23 protein-coding genes and 1 pseudogene are annotated in these 22021 nt (G+C 69.5%); 8 read left to right on the top strand and 16 right to left on the bottom strand.

The genetic code is table 11. The annotated features are described in order from the left end of the window. Positions 1–125: 125 nt before the first annotated feature. Positions 126–725, top strand: a complete 600-nt coding sequence (locus ACIBK5_RS11385) for a TetR family transcriptional regulator (RefSeq protein ID WP_399018502.1) — start codon at positions 126–128, stop codon at positions 723–725. Positions 726–791: 66 nt separating this feature from the next. Here the strand turns inward: ACIBK5_RS11385 and uvrA are convergent, their stop codons facing one another. Then, positions 792–3293 carry an excinuclease ABC subunit UvrA gene (gene uvrA, locus ACIBK5_RS11380; protein WP_399018500.1) on the bottom strand — a complete coding sequence of 834 codons (2502 nt, stop codon included), beginning with the start codon at positions 3291–3293 and terminating at the stop codon, positions 792–794. 82 nt (positions 3294–3375) lie between these two features. On the opposite strand from uvrA, the gene ACIBK5_RS11375 reads away from it, so the two are divergent. The 3 genes from ACIBK5_RS11375 to ACIBK5_RS11365 all read left to right on the top strand — a co-directional run bounded on the left by ACIBK5_RS11375 (position 3376) and on the right by ACIBK5_RS11365 (position 6141). Then, complete coding sequence (locus ACIBK5_RS11375) at positions 3376–4107, top strand: MerR family transcriptional regulator (protein ID WP_399018498.1); 732 nt, start codon at positions 3376–3378, stop codon at positions 4105–4107. A gap of 24 nt (positions 4108–4131) precedes the next feature. Continuing rightward, positions 4132–4596: a nucleoside deaminase gene (locus tag ACIBK5_RS11370; protein WP_399018496.1), complete on the top strand. Its 465-nt coding sequence runs from the start codon at positions 4132–4134 to the stop codon at positions 4594–4596. 135 nt (positions 4597–4731) lie between these two features. After that, positions 4732–6141, top strand: coding sequence for a condensation domain-containing protein (locus ACIBK5_RS11365; RefSeq protein WP_399018494.1), 1410 nt, complete (start codon positions 4732–4734; stop codon positions 6139–6141). A gap of 86 nt (positions 6142–6227) precedes the next feature. Here the strand turns inward: ACIBK5_RS11365 and ccsB are convergent, their stop codons facing one another. The 7 genes from ccsB to hemL form a co-directional block, all read right to left on the bottom strand. Further along, positions 6228–7307, bottom strand: a complete 1080-nt coding sequence (ccsB, locus tag ACIBK5_RS11360; RefSeq protein ID WP_399018493.1) for a c-type cytochrome biogenesis protein CcsB — start codon at positions 7305–7307, stop codon at positions 6228–6230. Beyond that, positions 7304–9049, bottom strand: a complete 1746-nt coding sequence (locus tag ACIBK5_RS11355; RefSeq protein ID WP_399018491.1) for a cytochrome c biogenesis protein ResB — start codon at positions 9047–9049, stop codon at positions 7304–7306. Before ACIBK5_RS11355 ends, ccsB begins: the two co-directional genes overlap by 4 nt. A 3-nt stretch (positions 9050–9052) precedes the next feature. Continuing rightward, a complete protein-coding gene (locus ACIBK5_RS11350; protein WP_399018490.1) occupies positions 9053–9826 on the bottom strand; it encodes a cytochrome c biogenesis CcdA family protein in 774 nt (257 codons plus the stop codon). Between the two features lies 1 nt (position 9827). Further along, positions 9828–10484 (bottom strand): TlpA family protein disulfide reductase, encoded by a 657-nt coding sequence (locus ACIBK5_RS11345; protein WP_399018488.1) that lies wholly within the window; start codon positions 10482–10484, stop codon positions 9828–9830. Between the two features lie 66 nt (positions 10485–10550). After that, the gene (locus ACIBK5_RS11340) at positions 10551–11840 is read right to left on the bottom strand and encodes a polysaccharide deacetylase family protein (RefSeq protein WP_399018487.1); all 1290 of its coding nucleotides are present in this window, start codon (positions 11838–11840) and stop codon (positions 10551–10553) included. A gap of 120 nt (positions 11841–11960) precedes the next feature. Beyond that, complete coding sequence (locus ACIBK5_RS11335) at positions 11961–12686, bottom strand: histidine phosphatase family protein (RefSeq protein WP_399018486.1); 726 nt, start codon at positions 12684–12686, stop codon at positions 11961–11963. Continuing rightward, a complete protein-coding gene (hemL, locus tag ACIBK5_RS11330; RefSeq protein WP_399018484.1) occupies positions 12683–13999 on the bottom strand; it encodes a glutamate-1-semialdehyde 2,1-aminomutase in 1317 nt (438 codons plus the stop codon). The genes ACIBK5_RS11335 and hemL overlap by 4 nt, the downstream gene beginning before the upstream one ends. 612 nt (positions 14000–14611) lie before the next feature. Here hemL and ACIBK5_RS11325 point away from each other — a divergent pair. Then, a complete protein-coding gene (locus ACIBK5_RS11325) occupies positions 14612–15049 on the top strand; it encodes a hypothetical protein (RefSeq protein WP_149512092.1) in 438 nt (145 codons plus the stop codon). Positions 15050–15096: 47 nt separating this feature from the next. Here ACIBK5_RS11325 and ACIBK5_RS11320 read toward each other — a convergent pair. The 7 genes and pseudogenes from ACIBK5_RS11320 to ACIBK5_RS11290 form a co-directional block, all read right to left on the bottom strand. Next, positions 15097–15430, bottom strand: a pseudogene (locus ACIBK5_RS11320) (tyrosine-type recombinase/integrase); the annotation flags it as partial. Beyond that, the gene (locus ACIBK5_RS11315; protein WP_399018482.1) at positions 15430–15756 is read right to left on the bottom strand and encodes a DUF6087 family protein; all 327 of its coding nucleotides are present in this window, start codon (positions 15754–15756) and stop codon (positions 15430–15432) included. The pseudogene ACIBK5_RS11320 and the gene ACIBK5_RS11315, both read right to left, overlap by 1 nt. A gap of 31 nt (positions 15757–15787) precedes the next feature. Then, the gene (tgmC, locus tag ACIBK5_RS11310) at positions 15788–16975 is read right to left on the bottom strand and encodes an ATP-grasp peptide maturase system methyltransferase (RefSeq protein ID WP_399018480.1); all 1188 of its coding nucleotides are present in this window, start codon (positions 16973–16975) and stop codon (positions 15788–15790) included. Then, entirely contained in the window at positions 16965–17936 is a 972-nt protein-coding gene (tgmB, locus tag ACIBK5_RS11305) for an ATP-grasp ribosomal peptide maturase (RefSeq protein ID WP_399018479.1), read from the bottom strand. Before tgmB ends, tgmC begins: the two co-directional genes overlap by 11 nt. After that, on the bottom strand, positions 17933–18235 hold the full coding sequence (gene tgmA, locus ACIBK5_RS11300) for a putative ATP-grasp-modified RiPP (protein WP_399018478.1): 303 nt from the start codon (positions 18233–18235) through the stop codon (positions 17933–17935). The genes tgmB and tgmA overlap by 4 nt, the downstream gene beginning before the upstream one ends. A gap of 122 nt (positions 18236–18357) precedes the next feature. Further along, complete coding sequence (locus ACIBK5_RS11295) at positions 18358–18720, bottom strand: hypothetical protein (protein ID WP_399018476.1); 363 nt, start codon at positions 18718–18720, stop codon at positions 18358–18360. After that, positions 18714–19130 (bottom strand): ATP-binding protein, encoded by a 417-nt coding sequence (locus tag ACIBK5_RS11290; protein WP_399019176.1) that lies wholly within the window; start codon positions 19128–19130, stop codon positions 18714–18716. The genes ACIBK5_RS11295 and ACIBK5_RS11290 overlap by 7 nt, the downstream gene beginning before the upstream one ends. Positions 19131–19382: 252 nt before the next feature. Here ACIBK5_RS11290 and ACIBK5_RS11285 point away from each other — a divergent pair, with 252 nt between their 5' ends. Both ACIBK5_RS11285 and ACIBK5_RS11280 read left to right on the top strand, forming a co-directional pair. After that, positions 19383–20636, top strand: a complete 1254-nt coding sequence (locus ACIBK5_RS11285) for a helix-turn-helix domain-containing protein (protein ID WP_399018474.1) — start codon at positions 19383–19385, stop codon at positions 20634–20636. Beyond that, on the top strand, positions 20621–21148 hold the full coding sequence (locus ACIBK5_RS11280) for a GNAT family N-acetyltransferase (protein ID WP_399018473.1): 528 nt from the start codon (positions 20621–20623) through the stop codon (positions 21146–21148). Before ACIBK5_RS11285 ends, ACIBK5_RS11280 begins: the two co-directional genes overlap by 16 nt. 7 nt (positions 21149–21155) lie before the next feature. Here ACIBK5_RS11280 and ACIBK5_RS11275 read toward each other — a convergent pair whose 3' ends face one another. After that, positions 21156–21329 carry a hypothetical protein gene (locus ACIBK5_RS11275; RefSeq protein ID WP_399019223.1) on the bottom strand — a complete coding sequence of 58 codons (174 nt, stop codon included), beginning with the start codon at positions 21327–21329 and terminating at the stop codon, positions 21156–21158. Between the two features lie 174 nt (positions 21330–21503). Between ACIBK5_RS11275 and ACIBK5_RS11270 the strand changes: the two genes are divergently transcribed. Next, positions 21504–22016, top strand: coding sequence for a DUF6879 family protein (locus ACIBK5_RS11270; protein WP_399018471.1), 513 nt, complete (start codon positions 21504–21506; stop codon positions 22014–22016). Positions 22017–22021: the final 5 nt, after the last annotated feature.

Raw genomic sequence — 22021 nt, 5'->3', positions numbered from 1 at the left:
CAACAAATGTTGGCCAACGTTCGTTGACGAAGATAGCGAGGCGCCGAGGGGGCGTCAACAGTTGTTGGCAAACTGCCGTTGGCGAACACTTGTTGACCTACATTCGTTGGCCTACGCTTGTTGGCATGAACGGCAGCGACAGCACTCCCCCGGTCCCCGGCTCCGGCGCCCCCCGCCGCTCCGACGCCACCCGCGGCGCGATCCTCGCGGCGGCCCGCGAGCGCTTCGCGACCGACGGCTACGAGCGAGCCACCATCCGCGCCATCGCCAAGGACGCGAACATCGATCCGTCGATGGTGATGCGGTACTACGGCAACAAGGAGGGTCTCTTCGCGGCGGCCGTCGCCATCGACCTGCGACTGCCGGACGTGAGCGGGGCGGACCGGCGGCAGGACGCGGGGCGGATCCTCGTCGAGCACTTCCTCGACATGTGGGAGAACAACGAGGTCCTCACGGCCCTGCTGCGGGTCGGCGTGACCAACCAGGCCGGGGCGGAGCGCATGCAGGGCATCCTGCGGGACCAGCTGCTGCCGGTCGCCCGGCAGGTGTGCCCCGACCCCGAGCAGGTCCCGGCGCGGGCGGCACTCATGGCGTCGCAGCTGCTGGGGCTGGCGCTCACGCGGTACGTGCTGCGGATGCCCCCGGCAGTGGGGCTGGCGCGGGCGGAGATCGCGGCATGGCTGGCACCGACGATTCAGCGGTACCTGACCGCGCCGAGTCCCTGAGACCAGGCAGGCCTGGGAAGCACGGCACCGCCGAAGAAGCGGGCGGCCCCGAGAGCACGGCGCAGGTCACCCGGCCAGAAACCCACCCGTCCGGGACGCCCGTGCCTCCGACACCTCCCGCGGGGTTCCCTCCGCCACGACCCGGCCCCCGCCTGACCCGCCGACCGGCCCCAGGTCGATCAGCCAGTCCGACGCCCGCATCACGTCCACGTTGTGCTCGATGGTGATCACGGAGTGCCCGGCGTCCACCAGCCGTTGCAGCACACCGAGGAGGCGTGCCGTGTCCGCCGCGTGCAGGCCCGTCGTCGGCTCGTCGAGGACGTAGAGCGTGCGGTCGGCTGCCCTGCGCCCCAGTTCCTTCGCCAGTTTCAGGCGCTGGGCCTCGCCGCCCGACAGGGTGGTCGCGGGCTGGCCCAACGGCAGGTAGCCGAGCCCGACATCGGCCATCCGCCGCAACCGTCCGGCCACAGCGGGCACCTCCCGGAACACCCCCAGCGCCTCGTCCACCGTCGCCTCCAGTACGGCCGCGATGTCGTACCCCTCGTACCGGACCCCGAGCACCTCGTGCCGGAACCGCCGCCCCCGGCACGCGGGGCACCGTACGTCCACGGCCGGCAGGAAGTGCATGTGGACCGACAGCACCCCGGCCCCCTCACAGCGCCCGCACCGCCCACCAGCCGTGTTGAAGGAGAAGTGGCCCGGCGTGAGCGCCCCCTTCGACCGGGCAGCGAACACCTCCCGTATGGGTGTGAAGACCTCCGAGTACGTCGCCGCGTTCGACCGTGGCAGCCGGCTCACCGGCTCCTGGTCGACCGTGACGATCTTGCCCAGGTGTGCCCAGCCGTCGATGCCGTCGTGCTCGCCGGGCTGCTCCCCCGCCCCGTTGAAGCGGCGGCGCGCGGCCCGGTCCAGGATGTCCAGCAGCAGCGTGGACTTGCCCGAGCCGGACGGGCCCGTGACGGTGACCAGCCTGCCGAGGGGGATTCGTACGGTCAGGTCCTTGAGGTTGTGGGCCCGGGCGCCCCGGATCACCAGGGCGGCCCCTCCCCCACCCCGCTCGCGTGACACCGGCGGCGTCACCCGGCCCGAGAGATACGCCCCCGTCGGCGAACCCTCCACCTCCGCGACCTCCTCCGGCGTGCCCTCGGCGACGATCCGCCCTCCGTCGCGCCCCGCCCCCGGGCCGACATCCACGACGTGGTCCGCCGCCCGCAGCACATCGAGATCGTGCTCGATGACCAGCACCGTGTTGCCCAGGTCGCGCAGCCTGCGCAGGACGCGGACCAGGCGCTCGGTGTCGGACGGGTGCAGTCCGATCGTCGGCTCGTCGAGGACGTAGAGGACGCCGGTCAGGCCGGAGCCGAGCAGGGCGGCCAGTCGCAGCCGTTGCGTCTCCCCGGCGGAGAGGCTGGGCGTGGCCTGGCCGAGGGTGAGATAGCCGACGCCGACGTCCACCAGCCGCCGCACCCGCTCCTCCAGGTCGGCGACGACCGGTTCCACGAGCAGCCACTCGTCCCCGCCCGACCGCTCCCGCAGACCGGCCAGCCAGGTGTCGAGGTCGGCCAGGGGCAGCCGGGCGGCCTCGACGATGGTGAGGCCGTGGACGGTCACCGCCCGGCTCTCCGCTCGTAGCCGGGTCCCGCCGCACTCCATGCAGGGCTGCTTCAACAGTCCCTGCTGTTCGGCCCGTTCGCGGTACTCGGCGTCGTCGGCACGGTCGTTGTAGCGGCGCAGCAACGCCGTCGCGACCCCTTCGAAGCGGCCCCCCGACACGGTCGCCGGCGGATCGGTGTCCGGGAAGTGCCGCTGGAACTCGGGGCTTTCGACGCCGTGGAGCAGCAGGTCCCTCGGGATGTCGCCCAGTTCGTCGACCGGTGCGTCCATGTCGAAGGTGAAGCCGTAGTGGCCGGCGGCGGCCCGCAGCACGGGGATGCTCCAGTCGGTGTACTTCGCGTTCCAGCCCTTCACCGCGCCCCCGGCGACCGTGCGGGTGCCGTCGACCAGACGCCGTACGTCGGGCCGGATCACCTCGCCGAGGCCGGTGCACTCCGGGCACGCGCCCGCGGGCTTGTTGAACGAGAAGGAGCCCATCACGAGTTCGGCCACGGGCGTGCCGCAGTGCGGGCAGGGCCGCTGCTCCGCCTCGGAGTCCTCGGAGTCCTCGTCGCCGTCGGCGCCCTCGGCGTACGGCGGCGGGATGTCCTTGCCGCAGCCCGGGCACGGCCGTACCCCGATGCGCGACCACAGCAGCCGCAGATACGTGAACACCTCCGTGACCGTGCCGACCGTGGAACGCGGACTGCGGTTGGTGTGGTGCTGGTCGACGCTGATGGACGGGGAGAGGCCGGTGATCGAGTCGACGGCGGGCTTGCTGACGAAGCCGGTGACCATGCCCAGCGACTCCAGGTACTGCCGCTGGCCCTCCTTGTGGAGGGTGTCGAAGGCGAGGGTGGACTTGCCGGAGCCGGACAGGCCGGTCAGGACGACCAGCTTGTTCTTCGGGAGGGAGAGGGAGACATTCCTGAGGTTGTGGAGCCGGGCGCCGGTCACGCGAATGAAGGTGTCCATTCCTTCAAGTCTTCCATTGAAGTGCGGTGTTGAGACTTTTGTGCGGCTCAACGCCATGCATGCTGCCGTAACCTTCAAATCGATGACGAACGCACGCCGACTCCGCCCCGTCGACCTCGCCCGGTCCGCCGGTGTCTCGACGCAGCAGATCCGCAACTACGAGGAGGCCGGTGTGCTCCCGCCGGCCGACCGGACCGCGTCCGGCTACCGCGCCTTCACCGAGGTGCACCGCGGTGCGCTGCTGGCGTACCGGACGCTGATGCGGGGCTACGGGCCGGTGCCGGCGACGCGGATCATGCGGACCCTGCACGAGGGGGACGTCCCGGGGGCGCTCGCGCTGGTCGACGCCGCGCACGCCGCCCTGCACGAGGAGCGCGTCTCGCTGCGGGCCGCGAGCGAGGCCCTGGAGCTGCTGGCCGCCGAGCCGCCCGCGCCCCTCCCCCGGTCCGGCGGACTGCGCATCGGGGAGGTGGCCGTGCTGCTGGGCGTACGGACGTCGGCGCTGCGGGTGTGGGAGGGCGCCGGGCTGCTCGCGCCCCGGCGCGAGCGCGCCACCGGATACCGGGTGTACGAACCCGCGGACGTGCGGGACGCCCGGCTCGTGCACACCCTGCGCCGCAGTCACTATCTGTTCGACCAGATCCGGCCGGTGCTGGAGGGGTTGAGGAGGGAGGGCAGCAGCGACGCCCTGCGCGCGGCCGTCGCGGCCCGCGGGGAGGCCCTGACCGCTCGGACCAGAATCATGATCGAGGGCTCCGGGGCCCTCCACACCTACCTCGACCGGCTCACCGAAGCGACGCAGGAGACCCGATGAAGGAGACCCGATGAAGGAGACCCGATGAACGAGGTCATGGACCAGGCACAGGCACGGGCGTGGCTCGCCACCGCCGTCGAGGAGGCCCGTGCCGGGCTCGCCGAGGGCGGCATCCCGATCGGCGCCGCCCTCTACGGCGCCGACGGCACCCTGCTGGGTCGTGGCCACAACCGGCGCGTGCAGGACGGCGACCCCAGCCTGCACGCGGAGACGGCCGCCTTCCGCGCGGCCGGGCGGCAGCGCTCCTACCGGGGCACGACGATGGTGACGACCTTGTCCCCCTGCTGGTACTGCTCCGGCCTGGTCAGGCAGTTCGGCATCTCCAGGGTGGTGATCGGCGAGGCGGCCACCTTCCACGGGGGGCACGACTGGCTCTCCGAACACGGTGTGGAGATCGTGTTGCTGGACGACGGAGAGTGCGCCGGCCTGATGCGGGACTTCATCGCGAGCAGCCCGGAGCTGTGGCACGAGGACATCGGCGTCAACTGAACGCACCGCTCAGGGCTCGTATCGCCGTTCGAGATGCCATCCGTTCCATTGAAATGTGGCGAAAGCCGGTGTCGTCGAGGGCAAGTTCGGCATTCCTTTGGTCGGGTCTATCCCACCTGCGAACGGAGACGCCCTGTGCGAATGACTGACATCCAGCGTTGCGAGGTGCGACCTGGGCGACTCGTCGAATGGACACTCAGTCCGGCGACCGTCGCGACGGCGAAGGCGCTGCCGGAGGACTCCAGGCCGCCGGCGTACATCCAGGAGTCGCACCTCCGGACGGCGCGGTCCGTGCGCGAGGACGGACTGTTCGTGCCGACCTGGCTGGGCGCGGCGTTCGACATCCCGGGGCGGGCCGACCTGGACGCGCTGGGCGAGGCGCTGCGCGGCTGGACCCTGCGGCACGAGACCCTGCGCAGCGGCTTCCGCTGGGCGGGCGGTCCCGGCGACTCGATCCGCCGCTTCACTCTCGACGCCTCCTCGGTGTCCCTGCACCGCGAGGAGGTCGGCGACTTCACCGACCCGGCGGCCCTGGCCCAGCACCTCCAGGACCGCTTCGACACCACGGCGGACGCCCTGCGCTGGCCCAACCTCATCTACACGGCGGTGGTCCGGGACGACCGCACCAGCGTCTACATGGCGTTCGACCACAGCAACGTCGACGCCTACTCCATCCACCGCATCCCCGCCGAGATCCACGAGCTGTACGAGGCGGCCCGCGCGGGCGGCGAGGTGACCGCGGCGCCGGAGCCGGAACCGGTGGGCAGCTACGTCGACTTCTGCGAGGCCGAGCGGGCGGACGCCGACCGCATCGACGCGGACCACGACATCGTCGCCCGCTGGCGGGAGTTCATCCAGCGCTGCGACGGACGGCTGCCGAGCTTCCCGATCGACCTGGGGCTGGATCCCGAGGGCGGGCTGCCCACGCAGAAGTTCATGCGCGAGATGCTGGTGGACGCGGACGCCGCCGCCGCGTTCGAGGCGTACTGCCGCCCGTACGGCGGGAGCCTCGTCGGGGTCCTCGCGGCCAGCGCCCTGATCGTCCACGAGATCGGCGGCGAGCCCGTCTACCGCACGGTCGTGCCGTTCCACACCCGGGTGAAGTCCCAGTGGTCGCAGTCGGTCGGCTGGTACGTGGGCGGCGCCCCGATCGAGATCCCCATGTCCGAGGCCACCGACTTCCCGAGCGCCCTGCGCACTGTACGCGCCGCCCTCCAGGCCAACCGGCGGCTCGCGCGCATCCCCCTCGCCCGGGTCCTCCACCTCCTCGGCGCCGACTTCCGCCCCACCTCGCCCGACCTGTACTCGATCGTCTCGTTCGTCGACACGCGCGGCATCCCCGGCTCCGAGGAGTGGACGGACCGGAACGCCTACGGGCTGCTGCGGGTGTCCTACGGCGACCAGGTCTGCGCCTGGATCACCCGCCTCCACGAGGGCCTGTGGTTCGCCAGCCGCTACCCGGACACGGACATCGCCCACAAGAACCTGCGGCTGTACGCGGAGCGGTTGCGGGACGTCATCACGAGTACCGCCGGGCCGCACTAGGAGCGGCGCCCGGAGACGGCGAAGGCCGGTTCCCGTGACGTGGAGTCGCGGGGACCGGCCTTCGTTGTCTTCGCCGTCTACGGGGCCTACACGCCCGCGTAGGAGTGCTTGCCGGAGACGAAGATGTTCACGCCGTAGTAGTTGAACAGCCAGCAGCCGAAGGCGAGGAGGGCCAGGTAGGCGGCCTTGCGGCCCTTCCAGCCGGCGGTGGCGCGGGCGTGCAGGTAACAGGCGTAGGCGACCCAGGTGATGAAGGCCCAGGTCTCCTTGGGGTCCCAGCCCCAGTAGCGGCCCCAGGCGTCCCCGGCCCAGATGGCGCCCGCGATGATCGTGAACGTCCACAGCGGGAAGACGGCGGCGTTGACGCGGTAGGCGAACTTGTCCAGGGAGGACGAGGCGGGCAGCCGCTCCAGCACGGAGGTGGCGAAGGTGCCGGGCGTGCCGCCGCTCGCGAGCTTGTTCTCGTAGGAGTCCTTGAAGAGGTACAGGATCGTGGTGACCGCGCCGACGTAGAAGACCGCGCCACAGAAGATCGCCGTCGAGACGTGGATGTACAGCCAGTACGAGTGCAGCGCCGGGACGAGCTGGTCGCTGGCCGTGTAGAGGACGGTGACGGCCAGGCCCAGGTCGAGCAGGACCGTGGTGATCAGGAACAGGCCGAGCCAGCGCACGTTCTTCTTCAGCGCCAGCAGTCCCAGGTACACGCCGACCGCGACCGTGGAGAAGGTGATGTTGAACTCGTACATGTTGCCCCACGGCGCCCGCTCCACCGAGAGGGCGCGGGTGAGGACACCGCCGAACTCGACCAGGAAGGCGAGCACGGTGAGGGAGATGGCGATCCGGCCGTACAGGTCGCCCTGCTCGTCCCCGCCGGCCGCGCCGGGCCCGTCCGGCACGTCCCGCTGGCCGGTCGCGGCCCGCACGGTGACCTTCGGCCGCTCCAGGACGGCGGTGCCGCCGGCCTTGTTCACGGTGACGGCCGGGGCCGCCTCCTTCTCGGCCTGCCCGGTGAGCGCGGCGGCGGTGCGGGCCACCTTGCTGCGGCTGCCGAAGATCCATTCGGCGATGTAGGCGAAGAAGGCCAGGGTGTAGACGGCCATCGAGGAGTAGATCAGTACGTTGCTGATCTGCGCGAGGTTTTCGTTGGTGGCGGCGGCGAGAGTCACTGCTTCTCAGCCCCTTCGGCAGGTACGGAGGGTTCGGTGCCCGGCTCCTGGTCGGCGTCGGGGGAATCTGCGGGGTCGTCGGGGTCGGGCGCGCCCGGGGCCTGGTCGTAGAGGATTCCGGCGAGGTCGCCCAGTTCCTCCGGGACCTTGGCGGACTCGCTGCGGCCTAGGCCGGCCATCTCGACGACGGTGACGCCGTCGGCGCCCCGGACCGCGCGCACCCAGACGCGGCGGCGCTGGATGAACAGGGAGGCGGCGAGGCCGCCGATCGCGGCGATGGAGCCGGTGAGGGCCCAGCCGCCGCCGGGCTCCTGGACGACCTGGAAGCCGGCCCACTCCTTGATGGTCTTGCCGAAGGTGACCGAACCGGCGCCGTTCGGGAGGGTCATGGAGTCCCCGGGCCGCAGCAGCCTCTTGAACAGCTTGCCCTTGGAGTCCTTGAACTCCTTCATGTTGGTCTTGTCCATCTGGTACACGCTCTGCGGGATGCCCGAGTCGGCTCCCAGGTCGCCGTGGTAGGCGGACAGCGCGAGCAGCGGAGAGTCCAGCGCGGGGAACTGCGACAGCATCGTGCCGCTGGCGTGGCCGCCGTAGGTCGGCACGAGGAACGCGTTGAAGCCGAGCTGTTCCTTCTTGCCCTGGGCGTTGCGGTAGCCGTCGAGGACCTTGACGACTCCGGAGGAGGTGACGTTGGCGTCCAGCGGCAGCAGCGGTACGGCGTCCTCGTAGACGACCTTGCCCGTGGCGTCCCGGACGGTGATCACCGGGGCGTAGCCGTGGCTGACGAGGTAGACCTTGGAGTCGCCGATCTCCAGGGGGTGGTTCACCTCGACGGTGGTGTTCCGGTCCTTGCCGTAGGGGCCGTCGCTGTAGGTGAGGTCGGCCTTGTAGACGCGCGGGGTGCCCTTGTTGGGGCCCGTGCGCTCATAGGAGCCGGTGAAGTCCTTGAGGTTGAAGCTGAACGGCACCAGGTCGTCGGACTCGAAGAGGTTGCCGGACTTGAAGTCGTCGTACTGCGTGAGGGTGTTGGAGAAGCCGGCGCCCTCGACGACGAGCTTGTTGCCCTCGGACTTGTAGAGCTGGCCCCAGGCGAAGGCGACCAGCATCACGATGAGGGCGATGTGGAAGGCGAGGTTGCCCAGCTCGCGCACGTAGCCCTTCTCGGCGGCGACGGCGTCACCGGCGAGGTGGGCGCGGAAGCGGCGCTTCTTCAGCAGGGCCAGGGCGGCCTCGTGGACCTGCTCGGGTTCGGCCGTGGTGCGCCAGGTGGTGTGGGCGGGCAGCCGGTTCAGCCGCTTGGGCGCGCCCGGCGGGCGGCCGCGCAGCTGGCCGACGAACTGCCAGGTGCGGGGGACGATGCAGCCGATGAGGGAGATGAACAGCAGGATGTAGATCGCGGAGAACCACACCGAGCCGTAGACGTGGAACAGGCCGAGCTTGTCGTAGATCTCGCCGAGGGTCTCGTGGTTCTCGCGGAAGTCGGCGACCTTCGTCTCGTCCTGGCCTGACTGCGGGATGAGCGAGCCGGGGATCGCGCCGAGGGAGAGCAGCAGGAGCAGCAGCAGCGCGACCCGCATGGAGGTGAGCTGGCGCCAGAACCAGCGGGCCCAGCCGATGACGCCCAGGGCGGGCAGGTTGGGCAGGTCCTCCTTGGGCGCGGTGGAGAGCTGGGAGCCGGCGGCGCCCAGGTCCTGGTCCTCGGCTGCGGAGGGGGCCGGGTCGGAGGCGGTGGTCTTGCTCATCGATCAGATCCCCACAGTGAAGCCGTCGGACCAGACCTGCATCTCCTGCACGATGCGGTCCCACGCGCCGGTCAGCAGCAGCAGACCGGTCACGATCATCATGGTGCCGCCGACCCGCATCACCCAGACGTAGTGGCGCTTGATCCACCCGAAGGCTCCGAGGGCCTTGCGGAAGGCGACCGCGGCGAGCACGAACGGCACGCCCAGGCCCAGACAGTACGCGACGGTCAGGAGGGCGCCGCGTCCGGCGCTGCCCTGGTCGGAGGAGAGGACCAGTACGGAGGCGAGGGTGGGGCCGATGCAGGGGGTCCAGCCGATTCCGAACAGCGCTCCGAGCAGGGGGGCGCCGATCAGCCCTGCCACCGGCCTGCGGTGGAAGCGGAACTCTCGCTGGGTGAGCCAGGGCATCAGGCCCATGAAGAAGACGCCCAGGAGGATCATGAACACGCCGAGCACCTTGGACAGGATGTCCTTGTGCTCCTGGAGCGTGTCTCCGAAGTAGCCGAACAGAGCCCCGGAGGAGACGAACACGGCGGTGAAGCCGAGCACGAACAGGGAGGCGCCCGCGACCATCCGGCCGCGCCGGGCCTCGGCGAGGTCGGTTCCGGCGACCCCGGTGACGTAGGAGAGATAGCCGGGCACCAGTGGCAGGACGCACGGCGAGAAGAAGGAGACCAGGCCGCCGAGCAGCGCGATCGGCAGGGCCGCCAGCAGGGCGCCGTTGAGCACCGTGCCGTTGGGGTCCGTGACCGCGGCGAGGGTGGTGACGTCTGTCACGTCACTTCTCCGCGACGACGGGCTTGAGCATCTTCAGCAGGCGCTCCTCGCTGAGCGCGGACAGCGAGCGGGCCGCGATCTTCCCGTCCCGGTCGAGGACGAGGGTGGAGGGGATCGCCTGCGGGTTGAGGGTGCCCTTGTCGAAGCGCAGCAGCAGCTTGCCGGTCGGGTCGTAGAGGCTGGGGTAGGTGATGTCCCAGTCCTTCTCGAAGGCGAGGGCGGCGCCGGTGGAGGTGTCGCGGGTGTTGATGCCGACGAACTGCACGCCCTTGTCGGCGTACGCCTTGGACACCTTCGCGAAGTACTTGGCCTCGGCGCGGCAGGGGTTGCACCAGGAGCCCCACACGTTGAGGACGACGACCTTGCCCTTGAAGTCGGCGACGTCGAGCGTCTTGCCGGCGATGGTCTTGCCGGACATGTCGGGGGCGGGGGTGCGCTCGCCCTTGGCGACCGTGGCGGTGCCGTCGGAGCCGGTGACGAAGTTGGTGTTGCCGCCCCCGCCGGAGGTGCCGCCGGAGCCGCACGCGGAGACGAGCAGCGCGGTCGCGGCGGCACCGGCGGTCAGGGCGGCGCGGCGACGGACCCGGGGTGAACGGGTGGTCCGGGTCGTGCGGGGCGAGCTGTTCGAGCCCAGGGGGGCGCGGCTGGCGGCACTCATGTGAAAAGTTTCGCATGCCCGTTCCGGGGCTCTCGCGCACCCCCCTTGCGGGCGGAAAACCGCATTTCAGGCAGCGTTTTTCGAGGGCGTCCCGGACCCCTGCGGGGTCTTCTCGACGAACCCCTTCCAGCCACCGGCCGGTTGCTGCCCGACCTCGAGCGTACGGAGCTTGTCGAGGACCTCTGGCTTCTGGACGTCCAGCCAGTCGGTGAACTGCCGGAAGGAGACGAGGCGCACATCCGCGCCCTTGTCCTTCTCGCGCGCGATGTGCTTGAAGGCCTCCTCCACGGCGTCCATGTAGATGCCGCCGTTCCACTGCTCGAAGTGGTTGCCGATGAAGAGGGGCGCGCGATTGGACTCGTAGGCCCGCTGGAAGCCCTGGATGTACGCCTGGGCCGACTGTTCCCGCCAGCCCGGGTAGTTGTGCGCGGGCGCCTTTGTGGTGCTTATGGACTGATTTGCCAGCATGTTGTAGTCCATCGAGAGGACCTCGAAGCCCCGGCCGGGGAAAGGTATCTGCTGTAGGGGCAGGTCCCAGATCCCCTGCCGCTTCACGGGCCACACCTGGCGGCCGCCGGGCGAGGAGGCGTCGTAGCGCCAGCCGAGCTCGCGGGCGGTGGGCAGCAGGTTGTCCTGGCCGAGCAGACAGGGCGTACGGCCGCCGACGAGCTCCTTGTCGTAGTCGAACGGCAGCGACGGCAGGTCGGTCCAGCCGGTGTTGGTGCGCCACTCCTTCACGAAGGACTTCGCCTGGTCGATCTCGCTGCGCCACTGCTGGGGCGTCCAGTTCTTGACCGAGCCGTGGGTCTCGCCGCAGAAGTGCCCGTTGAAGTGGGTGCCTATCTCGTGGCCCTCCAGCCAGGCCCGGCGGACGTTCTTCAGCGTGTCCTTGACGTGCGCGTCGGTGAGGTAGCCGATGTCGGAGGCGCCGCGCGGGTTGTTCGGCGGGTCGTAGAGGCGCTTCTTCGACTCGGGCAGCAGATACAGCCCGGACAGGAAGAAGGTCATGCTCGCGCCGTGCTCCTTGGCGAGGTCGAGGAAGCGCGGGAAGAGGCCGTTGCCGACCTCGCCGGCGCCGTCCCAGGAGAACACGACGAACTGCGGCGGGGTCTGGCCCGGCTCCAGCGGCTCGGGCTTGCCGGGCTGGTGGGGCTGCTTGCCCGTGTGGGCGGTGGAGCCGTCGCCGATGGGGCGGGCGGTGGGCTTGGGCTTGGAGCCGCCTTGAGCGGAATCTCCGGAACCGTCGGCGTGACTCGACCCATCTGACCCCGTGAGGCCGCCGCATCCAGCGAGCGAGACGGCGGCCGCGGCACCCGCGCCGATTCCGAGCATTCCCCTGCGGGAGTAAGGGCGCATGGCATCCCCGTTCCTCAACGTTCTCTGGTGGTCACCCAGTCAGAGGACGTGATGAACGAGGAGGTTCCTCAGAAACTTGCAGATTCCGTAACAGGAGAGTCAGAAGCGAACAGAAAGGGCTTACGCGCCGAACGCCTTGTCCTTCCCCTTCACCGGCTTGGCGCCGGCGAGGAGATGCGCGGGGACGAGATCGCGGGCCGGCTCGGTGTAGCCGACGGAGACGATCCGGTCGCCCCGGAACGTGAAGGTCGTCAGCGAGGCGAGCGTGCACTGCCGCTTGCGCGGGTCGTGCCACAGCCGCCGCCGCTCGACGTACGACCGCACGATCCAGATCGGCAGCTGATGGCTGACCACGACCGCCTCGTGCCCCCGGGCCCGGTCCTTCGCCGTGCTCAGCGCGCTCATCATGCGGACGACCTGGTCGACGTACGGCTCGCCCCAGGACGGCCGGAGCGGGTTGACCAGGTGCTTCCAGTTGCCGGGCCTGCGCAGCGCCCCGTCGCCGACGCCGAACGTCTTCCCCTGGAAGATGTTGCCGGCCTCGATCAGCCGCTCGTCGGTGGCGAGGTCGAGGCCGTGCGCCTTGGCGATCGGCTCGGCCGTCTCCTGCGCACGCTCCAGCGGGGAGGCGACGACGTGGGTGACATCGCGGTCCGAGAGGTGCTCGGCGACCCGGTCCGCCATGCGCCGGCCCAGCTCGGAGAGGTGGTAGCCCGGGAGACGGCCGTAGAGGATGCCGTCCGGGTTGGCCACCTCGCCGTGGCGCATGACGTGGACGACGGTGATGTCGCCATTCGTCTCGTCGCTCGTTTCGCCGTTCGCCTCGTTGTTCCTCTCGTCGCTCATGCCGTCGCCTCCGCGGCCGCGCGGGCCGCCGCCGGGAGGGCGTCGGCGATGCGCTGCAGGGCACGCTCGTCGTGCGCGGTGGACACGAACCAGGACTCGAAGGACGACGGCGGCAGGTAGACACCGTCGGAGAGCATCGACTGGAAGAACGCGGTGAAGCGGAAGGACTCCTGCGCCTTGGCGTCCTCGTAGTTCCTGACCGGACGGTCGGTGAAGAACACGGAGAACATGTTGGAGGCGTTCTGCAGCGTGTGCGCGACGCCCTCCTTGGTCAGGGCGCCGGTGACGAGGCCCTGGATCTCCTGGGACACGGCGTCGACCTTGGCGTAGGCGGCGTCGTCGAGCAGCCGCAGCTGGGCGAGACCGGCCGCGGTGGCGATCGGGTTCCCGGACAGCGTGCCGGCCTGGTAGACGGGCCCGGCGGGCGCGAGGTGGGCCATCACATCGGCACGCCCACCGAAGGCGGCTGCGGGGAAGCCGCCGCCCATGACCTTGCCGAAGGTCATCAGGTCGGGGACGACGCCGTCGACCCCGAACCACCCGGCGCGGCTGGTCCGGAAGCCGGTCATGACCTCGTCGGAGACGTAGAGGGCGCCGTTCTCGGCGCAGATGTCCTTGAGCCCCTGGTTGAAGCCGGCCGCGGGCGGCACGACGCCCATGTTGCCCGGGGAGGCCTCGGTGATCACGCAGGCGATCTCGCCGGGGTGCGCCCGGAAGGCCTCGCGTACGGCGTCGAGGTCGTTGTAGGGCAGGACGACGGTGTCGCCGGCCTGGGCTCCCGTGACACCGGGGGTGTCGGGCAGCGCGAAGGTGGCGACGCCACTGCCGGCCGCGGCGAGCAGCGAGTCGACGTGGCCGTGGTAGCACCCGGCGAACTTGATCACCTTGGCGCGCTGGGTGAACCCGCGCGCGAGCCGGATCGCCGACATGGTCGCCTCGGTGCCGCTGGACACCAGCCGGACCTGCTCCAGCGGTGCGACGCGGGCGACCATCTCCTCGGCGAGGGCGACCTCGCCCTCACCGGGCGTACCGAAGGACGTACCGCGGGCGACGGCGTCCTGGACGGCGGCGATGACCTCGGGGTGCGAGTGCCCGAGGATCATGGGCCCCCAGGAGCACACGAGATCCACGTACTCGCGTCCGTCGGCGTCCGTCAGATACGGGCCGGTGCCGGACACCATGAACCGCGGCGTGCCGCCGACGGCGCGGAAGGCCCGGACCGGTGAGTTCACACCGCCGGGCGTGACGGCCGCCGCACGGTCGAACAGAGCCTGCGAGGCCGGTGCTTCATACGGATATGCCAGTTCGCTCATGACCTGCGACTTCTCCGACCTTCTCCGACGTTGTCGGGCTCCGGGTGCCAGTGACCTGTTCAGTGACCTGTTCAGGGTAGGCCAGGGGCGGTGGCGGGGCGGACGGGCCGGCGGACGCGTGAGGTGTGAGCGAGCGCGCATCCGGCCCGCGATTCCCGGCCGTCTGCGAGACTGGACCTGATACACACAGATCAAACGGCCCAGGGTGGTCAGAGGCTGCGAAGATCCTGCGGACAGATGTTTCGGCGCACGTTTCGGCGGGCGGCCGCGGGGGAGGTCACTGACACGATGATCGGGTTGCGCGGCGGGGGCGACGCGTCCTAGAAAAAGCAGTCGGGTGGAGATATGCATCGCGGTGGCGGACTGGGCGAGGGGACCGATGACCTGGGTCCTCGACGTGCCAGGCGGGGCAGGCACCGGCGCGAGGCGGAGGACACTCAGGAAACTCGACAGACGCAGGGTCCGCAGAGTGAACCGGAGCGGTCCGACGGACGTACTGAACATCGGCTGGACGATCTTCGGGCAGAACGTCGGGGTGAGCGTCGCGTGGATGAATTTCAGGCTGAGCGCCGGGTGGACGATCTTCGTGCGGGGAGCAGGAATGGTGGCCGGGTGGGGGTGACGTACAAGTACTTCGGCGCACCCGACGGTGCGACGGCGGCCCGCGTCCCGATCTCGATGCGCCCCGAGGAACTCGGCGGCGACGAGCTCGGCATGAACGGCATGTTCACCAAGATCAAGCCGGAGACCATGGCCGCGATGGTCCTGACGGGCATCGAGGGCATCCCCCTGCACAAGGTCCCGCCCCTGGAACTGGTCGTCCTGCACCCCGACTACGCGGTGGTGAAGCTCCCCATGACCGTCGTCGACCCCCTCCGGGGCATCGGCGAAGAGGCGGTGGGCGCGGCGGCCTTCATCTGGTCGACAGTGCCGGACCGGGGCGGACCGCGGGACGCGTTCAACGTGTACCAACTGCTGCACGAGTGGCAGGACTTCTCACATCGGCTGCACGAGGCGGGGCATCAACCTTATTGCTTGGTGTGGCCCTGACCTGGGGCTTCGTTTGGTGCGGGCGGGGCTTTCGGGTCCCGCCTTTGTCATGTGCCGGGAGGGGCCGTCAGGCGGCCAGGGCACGTTGGAATCGCTGGGGGTGCTGATGTGCCCTGGGTGCCGGGCCGGTCGTCCTCGTCTTCTGCATCGGCTTCTGTGAAGGCATAGTCGATCGCCTGCGGGTGCGGGTCTCGCTGGACGGCAGCAAGTGCGTGTACGTCCGCAGCGTGAAGCCCGGGTCCGAGTGGCCGAGGTACTCGGAGAGCGACTTGATGCTCTCCCCCGCATCCAGGAGCTCGGAGGCGCAAGCGTGCCGGAGGGCTGCGTGCCGTCGTCCGGCGCCGCCTGCGCCCGCAGCAGCCGCAGGCGCGGCGACGTGATCACCTCTGTGCCCGGCCGCCACCGTCCGGCCTGGGTCCCTGGGGTTTGCGGTGCTTGCCGGTGCCGGAGCCGAGTGGCTTCGGCACGGGCCCTGAAGGTGAGGGCTCGCTGGCCTCTGGGTACAGGATGGCTTGGGCCTCGGCCAGGCTGGCGGCGAACCCGTACGGCTCCCATGTGTGCCCGTTCCAGCGCTCGATGGCGCGGGGCGCATCCGGGTTCAGATGCGATGCCCTGGGCCCGTCGCCGGACACGACAGGCACGGCGCGAAGTCGGCCGATCTTCGTGTCACGGCGCTCCGCCCAGTCCTGCAGCGGCTCGTCGTCCATCCTGGCGTTCCTCGCGTCGGTGGCGGCTGTCTCAGGAGGGTAGCGGCCACTGCGGGCCGTTCGGGTTCCCGAGCCAGACGGCCTGCTGGTCGCGGGAGACGGTCACGCCGAACGCCGCGGTGTTCGGAGAGCCGTACTCCTCCCAGGTAGCCACGGCCGATTCGACCGCGTCCCACAGGCGGCGGGGGCCGCCCTGGCGGACCTGCCAGCCGCTGTCCGTGGGAGCGAGGACGGCGAAGGAATCGGTAACGCTGTCCAACAGAAACGTGCTGACTGGGCCGCCGTCGACCGCCATCGAGAAGAAGCGGGCGTCCGGCGCCGCGAGCTGCGCCATGAACGCCGGCCCGGAGCTGGTGAGAACTTCTGGCCCGCATGCGGCTCTCCGTACCGTCCCGTCGTCGGGCTCCGGCACCATGCCGAGGCTCTCCGGTGCATCCTGCTGGCGGGCGATCATGAAGCTTGGGGCGTCCTCGCTGAACCAGCCGCTCGCACTGTCACCGGTGACGATGAGCTTGACCAGGCCGAGGGAGCGCATCCAGCCGCGAAGGGTGGTGAGGATGACGCCGCCCGGCCGGACCTGCTCCAGCCAAGCGAGCGGGATGCTGCGGAAGCCGCACGTGGCGATCAGCCGGTCGTATGGGGCTCCGTCGGGGTGGCCGGCGCGGCCGTCCCCCACCAGCAGGTGAGGCGTATGACCGGAGTCGGTGAGGGCGTGGCCGGCTCGTCGGCTCACGCCTTCGTCCGTCTCGACCGAGGTCACGCTCTCGCTACCGAGCCGGTGGCACATCAGTGCTGTCGAGTAACCGGTCCCGGTGCCGATCTCCAGCACATTCATGCCGTCCTGCACATCCAGGTCTTCGAGCATCCGCACGACGAGACTCGGCAACGTCGACGACGAGGTCGGGGCCGCGTTGCTGATCGGCTTCGGGTCGGCCCAGTCGATGTCCCGACCGTCGAACTGGGTCATCCATGTCTCGTCGGTGTAGACGAGCCGGAGCCACTCCTCCTTGCCGACCGTCTCCGGTGTGACCGGCTCCCAGGTGGTGACGCCCGGGGCATGGCTCTCCCGGTAGAAGCGCGGGATGAACCTGTGCCGGGGCACGGCCTCCACGGCGGCCCGCCACTCAGGTGAGCGCAGCCGGCCGTCCTTCTCCAGTTGTCGGGCGAGTCGGCGCCGGAGATCGACCGCAGCCGTCTCGATATCGGTCTCACTGGCCACAGAGTCCTCCTTCGAGAAGATCGGCGAGTGCCGCAGTCATCGGCAGACCGGTCGGCGGCTCCATCCATGCCCACTGCCCGGAAGGATTGCACTCGATGAAGATCCACTCGCCGCGGTCGGTCAGAGCAAAGTCGAACGCCCCGAAGACGAGCCCGAAGTGTTTCAGATAGGCATGCATCGACCGCTCCGCCGCGGGTGGCGCGGCAAGCGGCGTGTATGTGTGAGTGCCGTAGTCCGTACGCCAGTCGAGGAGACCGGAGTCGATCCGCACGGCGAAGATCTGCCCGCCGATCACCGTCACCCGGATATCGGCAACCTTGTCCACCCGCTTCTGGAAGAGGTGCATGGTGCCGGACACGGAGGCGTCGATCTCGTCGGCGATCACCTCGGTCACGGGGACGGTCTGGGCCTTGCCGTCGACCAGATAGAGCGGAACCGAGATCGGCTTGAAGATGACCGGGCCGTGCGCCCTGATGAAGGCCCGTGCGTCGTCGGGAACGTTGGTGATCAGCGTCGGCGGAAGCGTGAAGCCGGCCGCCGTCGCTACCGCGAGCCCGGCCGGCTTGTACTCGGCGTCGCCGATGCGGTTGGGGTGGTTGACGTAGAGGCAGCCGGGCAAAGAGGTCAGAATGCCGCCCAGCCCGTAGCGCGCCTGGGCCACAGCGAACCGCTCGTCCTGCTTCTCGAGGTGAGGGAAGGCAAACCCGGAGGGCCGCCGGTAGTACATGGAACGCACCGCGCCCAGGTCGGCACGTCGGCTCGGGGTCTGCACGCTTCCCAGCCAGATGTCGGTGCCGCCGATGGCGGCCGAGCACGACAGGGTGGCGGGGAAGTCACCGGAGTCGAACCGCACGACCGGGACGCCCCGGTCGTGCAGCTCGGCGATCACGAAGTCCGCGGTCGGGTCGTCGAGGTTGGTGACGACCAGGACCGGACGATCGTCGTTCGTCAGCGGAGTCACTGGTCGGTGTCGTTGCCCGTGTCGCTGTCCGGGGAGTCGCTGTTGCGGTCGCCCTGGCCCGTGGTGCCGGTCGCGGGATTCGTACCGGAGGATGTGCCGTGGCCCGGGGACATGGTGGGCACCCCGGAAGTGTCGAAGTACCGGGCGGTCTGCGTCTTCGGATCCAGCGTCACCGTCGCGTGGACGGGGCCGTCGACGGGCGGGTACGGGGCGATACGACGGAGACCCCACGGGGCCGCCGTCAGATGCCCCTGCGGCAGCGGGCTGCCCGTGGGGAATCGATCCATGTGGTTGAACACGGTCTTCCTTCCTGTCAGAGATTCTGTCCTTCGCCTGACTTGCTCACCCGCACGGCATCGAGGAACACGATCCTGCTGGTGCGGGAGTCTCAGGGGCCGCCGGGAAGAAGAGGCGCCGGGGACTACGTCGAGACCGGACCGGGATTCCGCAACCTGTCCAGGACCCGTTGAAGGAGGCTGATGTCCGGTGCGTGGGCCTCGACTGCCAGTCGGCCGTCGTCGTACCAGCGGCTGAGCTGCCGCCGCCACGCGATCTCGGCACGCTGCATCTCCGCGCGGATCTCGCCGAGAGCCAGTGCCGACTCGACGCGCAGCCGCGCAACCTCGGCGGGAGTTATCCCGACCGACACTGGGACAGCAACCGCGTCGGCCTCGTCAGACTGATGCGTCGGGCCGAAGGCCAGCTCCACGCAGGCGCCCGGGAACGGGTCGCCGACCAGCTCCCCCGAGGGCAGGAGTCGTAAGGAGATACGCGAGATCAGCATGCGGTCGGCACCCGCAGCTCTGCCCAGACGAGCTTGCCCCAACGATGCAGGTCGTAGCCCCACCGCGAGCTCAGCGACTCGACCAGGAGCAGACCACGGCCGCCCTCGGAGTCACCTTCAGGACAGCCCAGTTCCGGGGTGTCTCGGCACTTGTCGGCAACGCCGATCCGAATCACTTCGGCCGTCTCGCGCCGAATCACCACACGGACCACGCCACAGGGCGTGTGGCTGACGGCATTGCTGATCAGCTCCGAAACGATAAGAGTGCCCACCTCGGCCAACTCGCCCATGCCCCAGGTGTCCAGAGCCGCGGAGACAAACAGACGTGCGCGGCGCGCGGATTCCGGCTCGCACGGCACCGTCTCGGTGTAGCCCGGAACACCGGTCCCGGTTGGTTTGGCGGCGGTCATGGTCACGGGGTCATCCCTCCGAGGCTGGACGCCCACCCCGCGACGGGTGCGCAGGGGCGGGCATTCCTCCGCGCCATCGAGAGGCAAGAAGGGGAACCTCGCCCGCTCAACGGCTGGTACCGAGTCAACGGCCCATGGCCGACGGCGAACAGGAAATGTCGCGCTTCGCCGTACCTCCGCGAACCGGAAGACTTTACGCTCCGGTGACCTCGGGTCTGGTTCAGCCAGTGACCACAGGGCTACGGTCGGTCCATGGGAGCGAACGCCATCCTCAAGAGTCGCATGGAGGAACTCGGGCTCACCCAGGAAGAATTGGCTGGTCGGATGAACGCTGCGCTGGCAGAGATCACCGGCAGGCCCGGCGACGTCTCCGACCGCACAATCCGCAACCTCCTCAACGGGACCTCCCGTCGCCCCATCGGACGCACGTGTGCAGCCCTGGAGCGGGTGTTCGGTTGTGGCGTCGAGGACTTAGGGTTCAGCGCACCACGCACCATGCAACACCCGCAGGAGGACCCCGTGCGGCGTCGCACTTTCCTCACCTCAGCGACCGGGAGCGCGGCTGCCGCAGTTCCCTTGGTGGCCCAACGCCGGGCCGTCGGCATGTCGGACGTGGCCCGGGTCGCTGCCGGGATGAACGCCCTTGTCGAAGCCGACGACCGCCAGGGCGGACACACGGCACTGGAGAAGGCCGCCGCCCAGGGCCGCACCAGGGTGCTGGAACTACAGCAGCGCAACGCCGGCGAACGCGTCCGCCGAGCCCTGTACGCACTGGCCGCCGAGTACACCACCATCGCCGCCTGGTCCTGCATCGACGCCCGCAACCTCGACCAGGCCCAGAGCTACCTGAACGAATCAGCGACGTACGCCGGTCTCTCCCAGGACGGCCCTACCGAAATGCGGGTGTGGGTCAACCTCTCGATGCTCGCCTACCAGCGGCAGAACTGGCCCGAAGCGCTCGCAGCGGCCCAGGCCGCTCAAGCCGCCACAGCGGCTCGCCGGGACCCGTTCTTCGATTCGCTGGGCCGAGTCCGCGTCGCTCTCGCGTACACGGCTCTCGGTGATGGCCGTGCGGGCCTGCGTTCACTGGGATCAGCCCAGGACACCTTCACGAGGGTGGCCGACCGAGAGCGTCCGCGCTGGACTGCCTTCTACGGGCAGGCCGAAGTTGACCACCTCGCCGCAATCGTCCAGTTCAACAGCGGACGCCACCCTCATGCCGAAGCCATGGCTCACCGCGCGCTGGCCAGGATCCCGACCGCCTTCCGGCGCAACAAGGCCCTCGCGACCGCCCAGCTCGCCCTCGCACAGCTCCACCAGGGAGAGGCCGAACAGGCCACGGCCTCAGCCACCGACGTCTTCACCATCATGGATGGCGACCCATTGCCCGGCCGTATGCGCACGCTCATGGGCGATTTCCACCGGGGCCTGTTCGTCATGGCTCCCTCCGCCTCCTACGCACGAGACTGGGCAGACCGCATGCGAACCGAATGGAGCCGAGTGTGACGGACCTGCGTCACTTCCAGCACGGAAGCCTCCCTGAAGACTTCCGGCAGATGCTCATCGACGTACACGCCGACGCCTACGCCGACCAGATGGAAGACCCCTTCCACCAGCGCTTCGCCTGGTTCGTCGACCACTGGACCGGCATGGACGGCTTCTCCTGCGTGGTGGCGTACGACGACGAACCGGTCGGCTTCGCCTACGGCGCCCCGCTCGCCCCCGGCCGCGAATGGTGGCGCTCCACCGCGTACGAGCCGAACAACGGATACTCCTCCACCTACGCCGTGTCCGAGGTGATGGTGCGCCCAAGCTGGCGGAAGCAAGGAATCGCCGACCGCTTGCACGAGGCGCTACTCAAGGAACGTACGGAAGACCTCGCCGTGCTGCTGGTCGACGTCACGCACCCCAAAGTTCAAGCGCTCTACGAGACATGGGGATACGCCAGAGTCGGCGAGCAGCAACCGTTCGCTGACTCACCGGTGTACGCGGTCATGGTCAAAGACCTTCGGGACTGAGTCGCCGTCAGCCAGTGACAAGACGGCTGTCGAACCCCGGCTCGTAAGCGTCATACACATCCGCTGGCACTTCCTGCTCGACGGCGAAGCCGAACTTCGGATACCCGATCACCCGTTGCAGATCGCCCACCAGCATGTCCACGACGAGCTTCTCCTCGGCGATCCGGCGCCACGCGGCCACGACACCGACGATTTCACCCTGTCGATGCGCTCGCCGAGCGGTCACCGCCCGAAGTGCTGGCAAGTTGCGGCAGGTTCCTGGCTTGGCAGCACGGTCGCAGACAAGCCCTTGGCAAAGACCCGGAGAGTCCCAGTAGCGGCTCGCCCACCATTTACCTCGTGGAGGTGAAGAACAATGACGAGGACTCCGACGTTTGAGGAGTTGTTCCTCGACTGCCAGAGGACCGCGGTCCACCTGGAGATGCGCGACGCCTACATGAAGTCGGACCCGGCCTTCATCGACTGGAAGGCCGGCCAAGCCCTCGACCCCGCCGAGCGCTGGGCCGACTGGCACAGCCTCGTCACCGCCGCCACCTCCCGAGGCGTCGAAGTGCGCCGGGCACGGATCGTCTCGACGCCCGTCAGCGAGTACATCCGCTTCGAGTACGACGTGACCGACGGGCTGAACATCGCCGCCGGCGAGGACGTGCGCTGGCTCTCGCGCCGCAGCTCGACGGACCTCGCGCTACCGGGCAACGACTTCTGGCTCTTCGACTCCAGCCTCGTCCTCGTCAACCACTTCGACGGAGACGGCGAGAACATGGAGGTGGAACTCACGGATGCCCCCGAAGTGGCAATGCTCTGTGAGTCAGCCTTTCAGGCCGTGTGGCAGCGGGCGACACCTCACGCGCAGTTCGCACTGGCCTGACGGCT

It is taken from the genome of Streptomyces sp. NPDC050546 (assembly GCF_044457425.1).
Taxonomy (GTDB): domain Bacteria; phylum Actinomycetota; class Actinomycetes; order Streptomycetales; family Streptomycetaceae; genus Streptomyces.
Note: the sequence above shows the minus strand (reverse complement) of the source record. Positions and strands in the feature narration are given on the sequence as shown.